This window comes from Paenarthrobacter nitroguajacolicus (assembly GCF_029952445.1).
Lineage (GTDB): Bacteria > Actinomycetota > Actinomycetes > Actinomycetales > Micrococcaceae > Arthrobacter > Arthrobacter nitroguajacolicus_B.
In genome coordinates, this window is the sequence record NZ_JAQPPK010000009.1 from 1 (window position 1) to 14897 (window position 14897).

Annotated in this window: 13 protein-coding genes; 3 read left to right on the forward strand and 10 right to left on the reverse strand. The window is 62.6% G+C overall.

The features are described 5' to 3' along the window. On the forward strand, window positions 1-122 hold a 122-nt coding region (locus tag PJL15_RS07975), incomplete at its 5' end, for an integrase core domain-containing protein (protein ID WP_281450021.1). A gap of 21 nt (window positions 123-143) precedes the next feature. Here the strand turns inward: PJL15_RS07975 and PJL15_RS07980 are convergent. From PJL15_RS07980 to PJL15_RS07995, 4 genes are all read right to left on the reverse strand, one after another. Then, the gene (locus PJL15_RS07980) at window positions 144-2045 is read right to left on the reverse strand and encodes an ABC transporter ATP-binding protein (protein WP_281450648.1); all 1902 of its coding nucleotides are present in this window, start codon (window positions 2043-2045) and stop codon (window positions 144-146) included. A 98-nt stretch (window positions 2046-2143) separates the two neighbouring features. Continuing rightward, window positions 2144-3655, reverse strand: a complete 1512-nt coding sequence (guaB, locus tag PJL15_RS07985; RefSeq protein WP_281450649.1) for an IMP dehydrogenase — start codon at window positions 3653-3655, stop codon at window positions 2144-2146. A 223-nt stretch (window positions 3656-3878) separates the two neighbouring features. Beyond that, entirely contained in the window at window positions 3879-5963 is a 2085-nt protein-coding gene (locus tag PJL15_RS07990; RefSeq protein WP_281450770.1) for an acyltransferase family protein, read from the reverse strand. Further along, entirely contained in the window at window positions 5963-8026 is a 2064-nt protein-coding gene (locus tag PJL15_RS07995; RefSeq protein WP_281450650.1) for an acyltransferase family protein, read from the reverse strand. Before PJL15_RS07995 ends, PJL15_RS07990 begins: the two co-directional genes overlap by 1 nt. A 221-nt stretch (window positions 8027-8247) precedes the next feature. Between PJL15_RS07995 and PJL15_RS08000 the strand changes: the two genes are divergently transcribed. Both PJL15_RS08000 and PJL15_RS22630 read left to right on the forward strand, forming a co-directional pair. After that, entirely contained in the window at window positions 8248-8790 is a 543-nt protein-coding gene (locus PJL15_RS08000) for a hypothetical protein (RefSeq protein ID WP_348651479.1), read from the forward strand. Next, window positions 8745-9056, forward strand: a complete 312-nt coding sequence (locus PJL15_RS22630) for a DUF389 domain-containing protein (RefSeq protein WP_348651480.1) — start codon at window positions 8745-8747, stop codon at window positions 9054-9056. Before PJL15_RS08000 ends, PJL15_RS22630 begins: the two co-directional genes overlap by 46 nt. Here PJL15_RS22630 and PJL15_RS08005 read toward each other — a convergent pair. The 6 genes from PJL15_RS08005 to PJL15_RS08030 form a co-directional block, all read right to left on the reverse strand. After that, a complete protein-coding gene (locus PJL15_RS08005; protein WP_281450651.1) occupies window positions 8969-10099 on the reverse strand; it encodes a flavin-containing monooxygenase in 1131 nt (376 codons plus the stop codon). The two genes, PJL15_RS22630 and PJL15_RS08005, sit on opposite strands and share 88 nt — an antisense overlap. Further along, a complete protein-coding gene (locus PJL15_RS08010) occupies window positions 10063-10389 on the reverse strand; it encodes a hypothetical protein (RefSeq protein ID WP_281450652.1) in 327 nt (108 codons plus the stop codon). Before PJL15_RS08010 ends, PJL15_RS08005 begins: the two co-directional genes overlap by 37 nt. Before the next feature lie 106 nt (window positions 10390-10495). After that, window positions 10496-12121 (reverse strand): response regulator transcription factor, encoded by a 1626-nt coding sequence (locus PJL15_RS08015; RefSeq protein WP_281450653.1) that lies wholly within the window; start codon window positions 12119-12121, stop codon window positions 10496-10498. A 171-nt stretch (window positions 12122-12292) separates the two neighbouring features. Further along, a complete protein-coding gene (gene groL / locus PJL15_RS08020) occupies window positions 12293-13906 on the reverse strand; it encodes a chaperonin GroEL (RefSeq protein ID WP_281450654.1) in 1614 nt (537 codons plus the stop codon). Window positions 13907-13990: 84 nt separating this feature from the next. Next, the gene (groES, locus tag PJL15_RS08025) at window positions 13991-14287 is read right to left on the reverse strand and encodes a co-chaperone GroES (protein WP_018776625.1); all 297 of its coding nucleotides are present in this window, start codon (window positions 14285-14287) and stop codon (window positions 13991-13993) included. Window positions 14288-14479: 192 nt separating this feature from the next. Beyond that, on the reverse strand, window positions 14480-14842 hold the full coding sequence (locus PJL15_RS08030) for a hypothetical protein (protein WP_281450655.1): 363 nt from the start codon (window positions 14840-14842) through the stop codon (window positions 14480-14482). Window positions 14843-14897 lie beyond the last annotated feature (55 nt).

The following is a 14897-nucleotide window of genomic DNA, read 5'->3' on the forward strand; positions in this document are numbered from 1 at the left end:
ACTCCAACAACCACCGCGCACAAGCCCTCACCGGCTGGCTAGACTTCTACAACCACCGACGCACTCACTCAGCACTCGGAGGACGACCACCCATCAGCAGATGTAACCAACCTGCTGGCTGAGTACATCTAGGCCCAGGGACGCTACCGGGCGTCAGGACTGTTGCGGCTGATCTCATCCACCGATAGCTGGGACTCGAACATCCGGAAGTACCGGCCCCGTATGGCTACCAGTTCCTTGTGGGTCCCCTGCTCCGCGATCCGCCCGTCTTCAAGCATGTAGACGATGTCCGCCTTCTCAATGGTGGCCAGGCGGTGGCTGATGGCGATGATGGTGCTGCTGCGGTCGGCAAAGAGCCTGGTAAAAATGCGGTGTTCGGCCAACGCGTCGATCGCAGACGTTGGCTCGTCCATCACCATGAAGGACGCGTCACGGTAGAAGTTGCGTGCCATGGCCAACCGCTGCCACTGGCCACCGGAGAGCCCGCTTCCTTTCCGTCCGCGTGGATCCTCCATCCAGTTGCTGACGTGGTTCTCCAGGCCGTTGGGCAGCTTGTTGATGAACTCCATGGCCTCGGCATCCGAAGCTGCCCTGCGGATCCGGTGGTCGTCCCGGGGCAGGTCGACGTCGCCGAGGTAGATGTTCTCGGCCGCCGTGGCGAACTCGTACTTCAGGAATTCCTGGCTCAGGACTGCCAAGCGCCTGTGCCAGCTGGTCACGTCGATCCCGGCCAGGTCCCGGCCGTCCAGCAGTACCCGCCCGGAATCGGGCCGGTACAAGCCAGCCAGTATCCGGATCAAGGTGGATTTACCGGCGCCGTTCTCCCCCACGATGGCGATGTGCTGCCCGGCCCTGATGGTCATCGAGATACCCTTGATGACCTCAATATCGCTGCCCGTGTAGCTGAAGCGTATGTCCTGCAGTTCCACTGTTGTGGGCGATGCCGCCAAGGGTTCCTCGTGACCGCTGGGAATCGGCAGCGCCATGAAAAGTTCGTAATCCTTCAGGTTGGCGAGGTCCTCGTCAATGGAACTGAGCGAGCTCACCAGGTTGTTCGCCGTGGATAGGGCCCGGCTGACGATCTGCTGAACGTACAGGAACTGCCCTACGGGCTGCGCACGGGCAATGATCTGTCCAACCACCCAAATCAGTGACACGACTTCGGCGCCGTATTGCAGGGAATCGGCGGCCAACTGCTTGGGGATATAGCGCTTTTGGAAGTCGAGCCGCCTGCGTTCATCCGCATCCCGAAGCCGGGAGCGAAGATCCATGAGATACCCGACGATGCCATACAGGCGCATCTCGGCGATGTGCTGGGGCCGAAGAAGGTTTTGCTCGATCATCCGCCGTTGCCGCCGGGAATCCACTTGGGTGTTCCAGTGGGCGATCTGTTCACGCGAGAGTTTGAACTGGAGGTACACGCTTGGAACGATCGCAACCAGCACGATCACTGCAATCCACCAGCTCACCAACAACAACGCGCCGATGGCAAGAATCACGGAGACCAACTGGGTAAAGATGGCCGCGATCCGGTCCAGGACCCGCGCATAGGAGTCCGAGAAGCGCTTGGCGCGGTCGTAGAGGTCCACTGTTTCTTTGTCGTCGTAGCGCCAGAACTCCAGGGCAAGGAAACGCTGGTACATCAGGTCGCCCACGATGGCGCCCACTTTGAAGCTCATCAACTGTTGGATGTAGCGGTCCACACTGCTGAAGGCGCCCCAGAACAAGCCCAGCGCGGCGGTGATGACGACGTACAGAACGGCCCGCGGACCGGCGTCGGGGTCCCCTGCGTAGCCGGCCGCCAGGGCCGTGGTGGTCAACGCTGCGAAGAACGTGGTGATCAACGGCAGGGTCGCGGAGATCACCGAGCCGAGGACCTTCATGATGACCGCCACCGGCGAGGCCTTGAAGCTCACCTTCAGGACCTGCCCGACGGCGCGTGCGTACGGCCGCAAGGCCAGCTTGCGGGGCGGTGCCTTGCCCGGTTGGACCGGGTTCAGCCGGATCGATTCCGGGTGCCGCGGTTGCGCGGGCTTCTCTGACATGTGCCCAGCCTATTCCTGTGGGCTGGCATCCCGCCCCATAGTCAGCCCGGGTGTTAAACAGCTGTTCCCCGCGGGAATCCGCGGGGAACAGGAGTTGCTTAGCGGGAGCCGTAGTTGGGGGCTTCCACTGTCATTTGGATATCGTGCGGGTGCGATTCCTTCAAACCGGCCGGCGTGATGCGGACGAACTTGCCGCGGGCCTTGAGCTCGGGGATGGTGGGTGCACCCGTGTAGAACATGGTCTGGCGCAGTCCGCCGACCAGCTGGTAGGCAACCGATGCCAGCGGGCCACGGAAGGCAACGCGGCCCTCGATGCCTTCCGGAATGAGCTTGTCATCCCCGGAGACGTCAGCCTGGAAGTAACGGTCCTTGGAGTAGGAAGTGTTCTTGCCACGGGACTGCATGGCACCCAGTGAGCCCATTCCGCGGTAGCTCTTGAACTGCTTGCCGTTGACGAAGATGAGGTCTCCAGGGGACTCCTCGCAACCGGCCAGCAGGGATCCGAGCATCACGGTGTCGGCTCCGGCGACCAGCGCCTTGCCGATATCGCCCGAGTACTGCAGGCCGCCGTCGGCGATCAGCGGAACGCCGGCCGGGATGGCTGCCTTGGCGGATTCGTAGATGGCGGTGATCTGCGGAACACCCACACCGGCAACAACGCGGGTGGTGCAGATGGATCCGGGGCCAACGCCCACCTTGATGCCGTCGGCGCCGGCGTCGATCAGCGCCTGGGCACCTTCGCGGGTGGCGGCCTGGCCACCGATGACGTCCACATGCGCGGCAACGGGATCGGACTTGAGGCGGCGGATCATGTCCAGGACACCCTGGGAGTGGCCGTTGGCGGTGTCCACGAACAGCGCGTCCACGCCGGCGTCGATGAGCTTCATGGCACGCTCCCAGCCGTCACCGAAGAAGCCGATGGCTGCACCCACGCGGAGGCGGCCTTCATCGTCCTTGGTGGCAAGGGGGTACTGCTCCGCCTTGGTGAAGTCCTTGGTGGTGATGAGGCCCTTCAAGCGGCCCTGTTCGTCCACGAGCGGAAGCTTCTCGATCTTGTTGGTGGCCAGCTTGTGCGAGGCTTCCTCGCGGCTGATGCCCACGTGCCCGGTGATGAGCGGCATTTTGGTCATGGTGTCGCTGACACTGCGGAACGGGAAGTCCGATTCCGGAATGAAGCGGGTGTCGCGGTTGGTTACGATGCCCAGGAGGCGTCCATCGGTGTCCACGACAGGCAGGCCCGACACGCGGTAGCGGGAGCAGAGCTCGTCCAGTTCCTGGAGCGTGGCTTCCGGACCGATGGTCAGCGGGTTGGTGATCATGCCGGACTCGCTGCGCTTGACGCGGTCAACGTGCTCCGCCTGGTCATCGATGGCGAGGTTGCGGTGAACCACGCCCAGGCCGCCCTGCCGGGCCATGGCGATGGCCATGCGTGATTCGGTCACGGTGTCCATCGCAGCGGAGAGCAAGGGCGTCTGCACGCTGATGCGCTTGGAGATCCGGGAAGAGGTGTCGGCTTCGGACGGGATCACATCGGTGTGTCCCGGGAGCAGCAGGACGTCGTCGTAGGTCAGGCCGATCAGGCCAAAGGGATTGTGTTCGGGCTGGGTCATGAGTGTGCGCCTCTTACCTTGGTTTTGGGGGCTTAACTGGTAGGGGTTGCAACTGATGACCAGCCCGTCATTACGGGACTGGCCTGTGCATAAGTGTTGAATAAATAGTAGAACCTCAGCGGCGATCGCCATATTCCGTATCGGCGCAGTGTGAGCAACAGCACTGGCGGCAGGCCGCCGTCGTATACTTTTGGACCCCTATGGAACGAAAAGGCACGAAAAATCAGCTGCTGGACCAGCCGGTGGCCGCCAGGAGGCGTTCCTCGAACATCGGGATCATGCTTTGCACGTAGGTCTTGGTGAGGTGGTTGTCGTCCTTGTAGACGTACACATTGCCAACCACCGCCGGACACGTGCCTTGTTCGCAGATGAAGTCGCTCATGTCCATCAGATGCAGCCTGTTGATCTTGCCGACGTAATCATCCAACGGCGATGACGCCGCCAGCGATTCTTCCAGGGGCGCATTGCAATCGGGCGAGTCCGGGCCCTTCTTCTGCACGCACTCGGGCATGTTGATGTTGAACCGCGGATTGTCGCGGACACCCACAACGTCGATTCCCGCATCCGTGAACGGCTTGATGCCGTCCAGGTAACCGGGCACCTCGGTCTCGAACGGCGCATCGACATGGGTCAGTGACGCCACGGTAAACACGGCGTCAGGCTTGTGTTCCATCACGTAATTGGCGCTTGCCTTGTTGAACTCATTGCACTCGTCGGTACGTTCCGACGATTCAGCACCGAAGCGGCAGCTGCCCTTCAGGAGCGTCACCACTTCCCAACCGTGCTGCTTGGCGATGGGTCCGAGCGCCGCCATGTACTGCTGGGCATGCGAATCCCCCAGCACCACGATCTTCTTGGTAACCACCTCGGGTACATCGTTCTGCAGGCACCCCTGAAGCAAGGGATCACTGGGCACGTTGTCCCCGGTGCACAGGCCGTCAATGTCCGCCCATTCGTCCTTCATAGCCGCCGGAGCCGGAATGATCATGGCTTCCGGGCTCGGTTGCCCCACGAATTCGGGTGACAGTGCTGCGGCACCTGGCGTGAGTTCCTTGGGCTGGCCCGCGATTGCGGCGTCCTCAGCGGCGATGGCTCCCTGCCAGACCGTCACGGGCATCGCCAGCAGCGCACCACAGGCGCCAATCACGACGGCGGCACGCCAGGATCGCACGTCCGGCCACTTCCAGCGGCGCATGGGTTCCTCCACGAACCTTGTGGTGCCGATCGCAAGGAGCATGGACACCGCCATGATTCCCAGTCCCTGCAACAGGCCCGGAGTGGTGGTTCCGGTGACCAGGAGGAAGAACACCAGGACCGGCCAGTGCCAAAGGTAAAGGGCGTAGGAGTTGTTTCCCACCAAGACCAGGGGCCGGGAGCTTAGGAAACGGTCAGCACCAAAACGGCTGTCGCTTTGCCCGGCGACGATGACCGCGGCCGCGGCAAGCGTGGGCCAGAGCGCGATGAATCCCGGGAACGAACGGTCCACGGTCAGCACCAGGCCGCAGGCGAGCATCGCGGCGATTCCGGCCCAGCCAAGGAACACGCGAAGCCGGCGCCCTGGTTTGAGGTAGGGCAATCCAAGCGCCAGCAAGGAACCCAAGGCGAACTCCCAAAGCCGGGCACGGGTATCGAAGTAGGCGAACTCCTGGTTGTTGGCCGTTTGGTCGATGGAATACACCAGCGATGCCACGAACACCGCACCAAAAGCGCAGAACAAGAGGCTGCGGTGGCTCAAAGCCCGCCCCTGCGGAAGGAGCTTGGCCAGTTGGGGCTGCAAGAGCGCAACGGCAGCGAAGACCAAGGGCCAGAGCACAAACACCTGGCCCTGGACGGACAACGACCAAAAATGCTGGAGCGGGCTGGCACCTGAATGATCCTGCGCGTAGTAATCCACGGCGTTCTCCGCGAGCTGCCAGTTCTGGCGGTAGAACAGCGAGGCCCAGGCTTCGGCCAGGACATCCGGCCACCTGCTCTGCGGGATGAACGCCCAGGTGGCGGCCAGGACTCCGAGCAAAACCACGACGACGGCGGGCAGGAGCCGCTTGAACACGTGGAGCCAATGCCGCAGCAACTTCAATGGTGAACCGGCTTCAAGCTTCCGGGTGAACGACAACGTCAGCAGGAAGGCGGAGATGAGCAGGAAGACATCCACTCCGCCAGACACGCGGCCAAGCCAGATATGGTAGGCGGCCACCATCAGCACGGCCAGGGCGCGCAGGCCCTGGACTTCCGGACGGAAGCCGCGCTCCGGCGTCGAACGTTGTTTGTCCGGTGTTGCGGTAACTGTCGCGGTGCCGTGTGACCTCATCATTGTTGCCACCCCGTAGCGGCAAACCACCTCTCATCAAACATCTCACCCATGCTGGACACGTACTTGCTGGACAGATGATTGTCGTCCAGGTAGACGAACACGTTTCCGATGACACTCGGGCATTGGACGCCATCGCAGAGGAGGTCCGTCATGTCCAGGAACGCGGCATTGCCAAACGTGCCTTCAACGGCCGCGAACGGGCTTTGGGATGCGAGGACATCAGACTCGTTGGACCGGCAATCGGGGCTGTCAACGCCCTTGGACAAGGCACAATCGGTGACGTTGTAGTCGTACCTGGGGTTGTCGCGCATGGCGACCACTTGGATGCCGAGGTCGTTGAAATTGGTCACTGTCTGCTCAAAGCCGTAAACCAACTCCTCATCCGGGGATGATGGGGATGCCTGGGTCCCGACCGTGAACACCGCGTCCGGCGTCTTGGCAGCCACGTACTTGAAGGCGGCCGCGTTGAAGTCATTACATTTATCCTCAGCGTCCGGGTTGTCCGGCATGAAGTGGCAGCCGCCCAGCAGGAGGGCCGTAACCTTCCAATGCTCAGCCTCCGCAAGGGGGCCGAGCGCCGCCAGCCACTGCTGGGAATGGGAATCGCCCAACACAACGATGCTCTTGGCCGCGTCATCGCCGACGTCGTTCTGCTGGCAATTGTCCTGCAGAATCTTTTCGTCAGGCCTGGATTCGCCCTCGCAGGATCCCGACAGATGCGCCCAGTCCTCGGGAAGCTGCTCGGCAGTGGGAAGAGTCTTGGCGCCTTCACTGACCTGGTCCACATATCCGGGGAGCAGCGCATGGGCGCCGGGATTGTCGTTGAAGGCTTGCCTGGCTGCGGCCTGTTGGTCAAGGTACTGCTTGAACTGGAAGCCGAAGAGCGGCGCGGTGGCGACCGCCAGGCAGGCCGCGATTGCGATGATGGAGCGGCGACGCTTCAGTTCGGGCCACTTCCACTGGCGGAAGGGCTTCTCGATGTACTTGGTGGTGAGGAACGCCAGCAGCAGGGACACTGCCACGATGACCGTGCCGGAGAGCCAACCAGCGTGCTCTTTGCCGCTCCAGGCCAGGGCGATGACCAGGACGGGCCAGTGCCAGAGGTAGAGGGCGTATGAGTTGTCACCCAAGCGGACAAGGAACTTTGAGCTCAGTATCCGGTCCACACCGAAACGGCTGCCGGTTTGTCCGGCCGCGATGACGGCTACGGCCGCCAGTGTGGGCCACAGCGCCACGAAACCCGGGAAGGCTGTCTGGACCTGCAGGACGATGCCACAGGTGAGCATGGCGATCACGCCCACCCACCCCATGACAACGCGTACGGGTTTGGAGAAATCCAGTCCGGGCAGGACCAGGGCCAACAGCGTGCCCAGGGCGAATTCCCACAGCCGGGCAAACGTATCGAAGTAAGCCACGGCCTGGTTGGTGGCCGTGAAGATGATGGAGTACACGAACGAGACCAGGAAAATGATCGCGAAGACGTATACCAGCGTCGCACGGTACCGGAGGGCAAAGCGTCGGCAAAGAAGCGCAACGGCCACGAAGATCACGGGCCAGATGATGAAAATCTGGCCCTGGATGGACAAGGACCAGAAATGCTGGAGGGGGCTGGCCAGGCTGTGGTCGGTGGCGTAGTAGTCCACGGCGAGCTGCTGCAGCAGCCAGTTCTCGTAGTAGAACAGCGCTGCCCACGCTTGCTGGACGACTTCCACCCATCGGGTGGCCGGCAGCAAGGTAAACGTCGCCGCCAGGGTGCCGAGAAGAACCACGACGACGGCGGGCAGCAGCCGCCTGAACAGGTGCAACCAGTGCCGCAGGAGGTCCACGGACCGGCCCTGTTTATAGCGGCCAGTGAACTGCAGGGTCATCAGGAATGCCGAGATGAGGAGGAAGACATCCACACCTCCGGAAACCCTGCCTATCCAGATGTGGTAGCTGACCACCATGAGGACGGCGAGGGACCTGAGACCTTGGATTTCGGGGCGGAACTTGGACTTACCAACGGGGCCCGAAGCCCGCCTACCGGGGCGGGCAGGGGCTGGGATCGTTGGCGTAGTCACGTTAGGCGGTTCCTCAAAGCTGTGGCACAAAGCATCAATAATACGCGGTTTTACGCACCCGACCCCATTCCGGGGGTGTTTCAGACCGGCTCCGGAGCCTTCATTGGCTCAGGTTCACCTCTGTATCTTGCCAGCCGGACCTGTGTATGACCTGTGCCGGAAGGACCCCGGTCCGGCCGTTAGGGAACTACGTTGGAGCCGTAGCCCAGGGAAGGAAACCAATGATCGTGCAACTGCGCCTTTGCGTCCCGGCGGAGTTGTCCAAGGCTGTGCTTCAATGCTGCTCCGATCAAACCGGGACGGCTGAGGTAGCACTCCACAAAGGTGACTCTGTTGTCCCCCGCGGCGATGTCCTGACCGTCCAAATTGCCCGTGAATCCGCGGAGGAATTGATCGGAAAGCTCCATCGGCTCAAGGTTCCCGGGCGTGGATCGATCGCCATCTCCTCGCCGGACCTGGTCCTCTCGGACCGTGCGGACCAAGCCGAAGCCCTGGCGCCTGGCGAATCCGCTGACTCCGTCATTTGGGATGAATTTTCACGCCAGACAGGCGAAGACTCCAAACTGACGTGGAGCTACCTGGCGTTCCTGGTCATCGCCACGCAATTGGCTGCCATAAGCATTGTGACCGATTCCACGATCGCAATTGTGGGCGCCATGGTGGTTGGTCCCGAGTTCGGGCCCCTTGCTGCGTTAGCTGTGGGATTGGTGGAACGGAAGTGGCGGCTGCCGCACTGGCGGGTGCCGCCGGGATGCTGTCCATGATCAGCCACCGGTCCTCGGCATTGGTGGGGGTCTTCATCTTCGTAACCACCGTGCCGGCCGCCGGGTACGTCGCCGTGGCTTTGGTCCTGGGCGAATACAGCAAAGCGGCCGGTTCGGCGATGCAGCTGCTGCTCAACCTCGTGGGCATCGTTGGAGCGGCGGCTGTTGTGTTGGTTTTCTATCGGCTCATCGGCAAACCGTTGTCCCCGGCCGGGCGAAGGCCTCGTTCCGGACGGCGCTCCCCTGCCAACCGCCGGGCCAGATAACGGGCGTCCCTGCCTACTCCGGGCAGCGTTGCCGAGGCCGCCGCAAACAGGAACTCCTGGCCGATGAAGAACACGCCCGGGACACCATCGGCCACTCCCCTGGTCTGCCGCGGTTCCCCATCATCTCCGAAGACGGGCAAGTGGATCCACGAATAGTCCTCGTGGTAGCCGGTGCACCAGAGGATGCTGCCCGCGTCCACGATCCTTCCGTCCTCCAGCACCGGTTTCCCGCCGGCCACCCCTGCCACCCTGGCGACCAGTTCCACTCCGGCGACTTGCAAGTCCTTGCTCTTGGTTCGGATGAGGGGTGCAGCCATGGCTTTGAAACCTGGTGCAGCTTTCCTGCCGATCGGGGTATTGAGATTGAGCACGTACATGCCCAGGAAACGCACCACAGGCAAGGCAAAACGTGCCGCCGCCCGGCCATGCCGCATGGGCATCTCGCCGCTGGGTTTGCCCGCGACCTTGGTTGGATGCGAACGGCTTGTCTCCAGCGCGATCTCAGCCCCGGAATTCCCCAGCCCAACAACCAACACCGTGCCAGGAGGCAACTGTGCCGGGTTCTCATAGTCCTCCGAGTGAAGCTGGACTATCGCCGGGTCCACATCGGCAGCGAACGCCGGAATCCTGGGCTCGCGCTGGGCGCCTGTGGCAATCACCACATTGCGGGCGTGCCAGCCCCGTTCACCGGAGCTGATGAGGAAGCCGCTGCCATCACTGTCGATCCGGTCCACCGCCACGTCAGGGACGAACGGAAGGTCGAAACGTCGAACATAGTCCTCCAGATAGTCGGCCAGTTCATCCTTGGACGGGAAAGCAAGCCGATCCCCAGGAAAAGGCGCACCGGGAAGGCCATCGTATTTGGCCGGGGTAAAGAGGTGGAGCGAGTCCCACCGCTGCCGCCAGGCATCCCCTGGCCTCTGGTTCTGGTCCAGGATGACGAAGTCCCTGCCTTCCCGGGCGAGCCAATACCCCAGCGCTAGCCCCGCCTGGCCGCCTCCGACGATCACGGTGTCAAGCCCGTGGTGCTGATTCGATTCCATGGTTCTTTCCTTTCTTCCTGTTCCACGGCAGGCGCCTTCCGGTACCGCAAGCACCACACGAGCATCAATGCCGATGCCACCACGTAGAACGTGTGCAACAGCCACACGGGTCCCGCCGGAAGGTCAAAGACATAGAACGAGTGCACGGCGTTGGCGACGTTGGTCAGGGCAATGTTTCCCAGGCTGTACGACGCCAGGTCTTTGGTATGCGCGGCCTTGAGCAACATCGGCAGCATGCTGGCTGCGAAGAGCACAGTGGATACGGTGCCTGCAAGCAGTGGAATGTTCATAAGGCCAAACTATGAGCCCAGCGCATCCGGCCGCGTCGGGATAATGACCCATTCCCTCCAACGGGGCATGGGTATTTCTGCGCACCAATACTGTTTGACGGGCCGGTCAGCGGATCAGGCCGTGCTCAAAGGCGTAGCCGGTTGCGGCTGCCCGCGAGGGGACGCCGAGTTTTGACAGGATGTTGCTCACGTGCCTGGCCACGGTCTTCTCACTGAGGTAGAGGTCCCGGGCTATGGTCCGGTTCGCCTGCCCGCCGGCAACCAGCCGCAGCACCTCGAGTTCACGGCTGGTCAGCGGAGAGGCACTTTGACCCTTTTCACCGAGGAGTTCCAGGATCCGGCTGACGTCCGGCGTCGCCCCGAGATCCGCGAATTCGGCCTGTGCGGCTTCGAATTCCATGGCGGCTGAACCGGTATCGCCAAGTTCCGAGCATGCCTGCCCTGCCAACACCCTGCATTGGGCGGCGCCATAAGGAGCCTCCAGGCTGTACCAAAGCCGCCATCCTTTCCTCGCCTCAACCAGGCAGGCGTTCGCGTTTCCCTCAGCGAGCAGAACAGTGGCTTCTGACTGGGCAGCAAGAGCCTGCTCCAAGGGTCTGTCATCGCCAACCGACGCCACGAACTCATCGGCGGCGGCCCGTGCCGCCTTGACGTCACCTGCAGCAAGTTCCACCTCGACAGCGGCAGGCAGGAGTCGACGGCGGTTGGCCGGGTCGGAGCCGGACAGGGCACGGCGGAGCATCGCCTGCGCCTGTGGTCCCTTGTGGCGCCCGGCAAGGAGGAGCGCCAGCCCCGGCAAGGCTTCGAACCCGGTTTCGGCGGCCTTGGCATATGCGTCCATGGCTTCATCGTCACGGCCGGTCAGGCGGAACAGCTCGCCTTGAAGGTACCAAGCGCCCCACATCGCTTCAGGATCACCGTGGGTGGAACGGTCCTGAGCGATTCGGAGGGCGGTCATCGCGTCTTCCCAAGCGCCGTGCAACATGAACAACTCCGCCCGGTGCGACTGGCACTGCCCACTGAACATCACCATGTCCGGCTGCTGCCCACACCACCGGGCCAGCGCGGCCGTCCATTCGTGGGCCCGCTGCACGTCCAAAGTCAGGCGGCAAGTTCCAATGACCGCACAGTAGATGATGCCCGACGGAATAGGCGATACCTCCCCTGCGGTCACCGAGACCATCACTTCGTCCAGGAATCCGAGGCCTTCGTCCCGGAACCCCAAGGTGATGCGGGAAGTCCCCAGGCCCAACTGACCCAACGCGGTCAGGTCTCGGTCATGGAACCGTTGTCCCACAGCCAAAGCCCGGCCGAAGAGCTCGTTGCTGGCTTCCGGATCTCCCCCGTACATAGCCCTTAAGGCTGAGGGGATCAGGAGGTAGCCTTCAGCCTCGGTAGGGTCATCCATCCCCTCCACCAGATGCTGTGCCCGCACCATCCAACCAGAACCCCGTGCAGGCTCGCCAAGGTTCATGAGGTACAGGACCAGCCACGCTGCACAGCGGGCCGCTCCAGCCATATCACCCATGGTCACGTATTCATCGTGGGCGCGTGTCAGGTAAGTTTCGCCCTCGGCCTCCTTGCCCAGGAGCATGGCCACAGAGGCTACGAGTTCGATGTCCTGGGGAGGCAGGCCGCCTTCGGTGTCCGCCCGGGAGAGACATTCCAAGGCATCGCTCCAGCGATGTTCGGTGAACGCCGAGCGTCCGAGGTCCAAGGTTGTGACCGGCATGGCAATGACTCATCCCGCGACCGGGAACAGCCCGGTTGGCGCACCCAAGCCGCCGTCTTAGCGTCAGGTTACCGCCGCCGTCGTACGTCCACAATAGCTTGCGCCGCAGCTGACTGGAGGCGCGAAAAAGCCCCGGCCGCGCGAACGTGACCGGGGCTTCTTCAGCAGGTGCTAGTGCTGGTGGCCTGCGTGTGCGTCTTCTTCCTCAGCCGGCTTCTCGGCAACCAGGGTCTCGGTAGTGAGAACCAGGGCTGCGATGGAAGCGGCGTTGCGGAGTGCCGAACGGGTGACCTTGACGGGGTCGATCACGCCGGCGGCGATCAGGTCCTCGTACTCGCCGGACTTGGCATTGAAGCCGTGGTTGGCTTCGAGTTCGGCAACCTTGGCTGCTACGACGAAACCGTCAAAGCCGGCGTTCTGGGCAATCCAGCGCAAGGGCTGGACCAGGGCGCGGCGGACGATGCCGACAGCAGCTGCTGCGTCACCTTCGAGGTTCTTGACGGCCGGGGACTCGTCCAGTGCCTTGAGGGCGTGGATGAGGGCGGAACCGCCACCGGAAACGATGCCTTCTTCGAGGGCTGCACGCGTGGAGGAAACAGCGTCCTCGATGCGGTGCTTCTTTTCCTTCAGCTCCACCTCGGTGGCTGCGCCAACCTTGATCACGCCAATGCCGCCGGCCAGCTTGGCCAGGCGTTCCTGCAGCTTTTCCTTGTCCCAGTCGGAGTCCGTCCGGGTCAGCTCGGCACGGAGCTGGGCAACGCGGTCAGCGACGTCCTGCTCGGTTCCGGCGCCGTCCACAATGGTGGTGTTGTCCTTGGTGACCGTGATGCGGCGGGCGGTGCCGAGCACCTCAAGGCCAACGGAGTCCAGGGTCAGGCCGAGGTCCGGGGAAACAACCTGTGCGCCCGTGAGCGTGGCGATATCCTGGAGCATTGCCTTGCGGCGGTCGCCGAAGCCCGGAGCCTTGACGGCAACAACGTTGAGCGTGCCGCGGATGCGGTTGACGATCAGCGTGGAAAGGGCTTCGCCTTCGATGTCCTCAGCGATGATGAAGAGCGGCTTGTTGGCCTGCAGGGCCTTCTCCAGCAGGGGAAGGAAGTCCTGCAGAGAGGAGATCTTGCCCTGGTTGATCAGGATGAGGGCGTCCTCGAGGACAGCTTCCTGGCGTTCTGCGTCAGTGACGAAGTACGGGGACAGGTAGCCCTTGTCGAACTGCATGCCCTCAGTCAGCACCAGCTCGGTCTGCGTGGTGGAGGACTCTTCGATGGTGATGACACCATCCTTGCCCACCTTGCCGAACGCCTCAGCCAGCAGTTCGCCAACTTCATCGCTCTGCGCGGAGATGGCTGCGACGTTGGCTACCTGGGTGCCTTCGACTTCGCGGGCGTTCTCCAGCAGGCGTGCTGCAACGGCTTCAACGGCAACTTCGATGCCACGCTTGATCTCGCCGGGAGCGGCGCCGGCAGCAACGTTGCGCAGGCCCTCCTTGACCAGGGCCTGAGCCAGCACGGTTGCCGTGGTGGTGCCGTCGCCTGCGACGTCGTTGGTCTTGGTGGCTACTTCCTTGGCCAGCTGTGCGCCAAGGTTCTCGTAGGGGTCGTCAAGCTCAACTTCACGGGCGATGGTGACGCCATCGTTGGTGATCGTGGGAGCGCCCCACTTCTTGTCCAGCACGACGTTGCGGCCGCGCGGGCCCAGCGTCACCTTGACAGTGTTGGCGAGCTTGTCGATACCGGCCTCAAGAGACCGGCGGGCAGCATCGTTAAATGCAAGCTGCTTTGCCATGGTTGTGTCCTTTCGAGACAGAAAACCCGCACCGCTGACGCTCGGAATGATTCCAATGCGGCGGCGGTGCGGGGCTCCAGGAAGTTACTTTACGACGATCGCAAGGACGTCGCGGGCGGACAGAACGAGGTACTCGCTGCCACCGGTCTTGACTTCGGTTCCACCGTACTTGGAGTAGATGACGACGTCGCCAACAGCTACGTCAACCGGTACGCGGTTGCCGTTGTCATCGAAGCGGCCGGGGCCGATTGCAACAACTTCGCCTTCCTGCGGCTTCTCCTGTGCGGAGTCCGGAATAACCAGGCCGGAAGCCGTGGTCTGCTCTGCTTCGAGCGGGCGAACAACAATACGATCCTCAAGAGGCTTAATCGAGACCGACACTCGGACTCTCCTTTTCATGAGCTGATTCATGGACTAAGAACTAGGGTGCCTTGGCGTACAACCGTCGTCGCGGTGCCGGTGAACGCCTGGCGTGATTAGCACCCTCCGGGGGAGAGTGCTAACTAGACTCTATGTAAGGCGTTAGCACTCGGTCAAGGTGAGTGCCAGCATTTCGTCATGGGTGAACGTAGGTCACTGGTCCGTGAGGTCGTCCAGATCGTAGTCCTGGCCGTCGTCGTCCTCATCCAAAGGTTCGTTGCCGCGGTTCAGGTAGAGCACCACTGCCGAGGCCACCGCCGCGACGCCGGAGACGACCAGCGCGATGATGCCGCCCAGTCGAGCCCCGCTGTAAAGATCGCGGATGTCGCGTGCCTCTTCCGTGGGGTCGTTCACGCTCTTGCCGGTAACGGAATAAGCTGCCGCGTTGAAGGAGTCCAGTGCGAAGATGACGATCAGAAGGCCGATGCAGACTACCGCGATGACAGCTCCTGCAATCAGGGCGGGCCGGGCATACTTGGTGAGGCGGGAGGGTTGCGGTGCTGCGTTGTCGTCCATGAAAACAACCCTATCCGGCTGATCCGGCAGTCACCCCGGCATGACGCGCGACGCT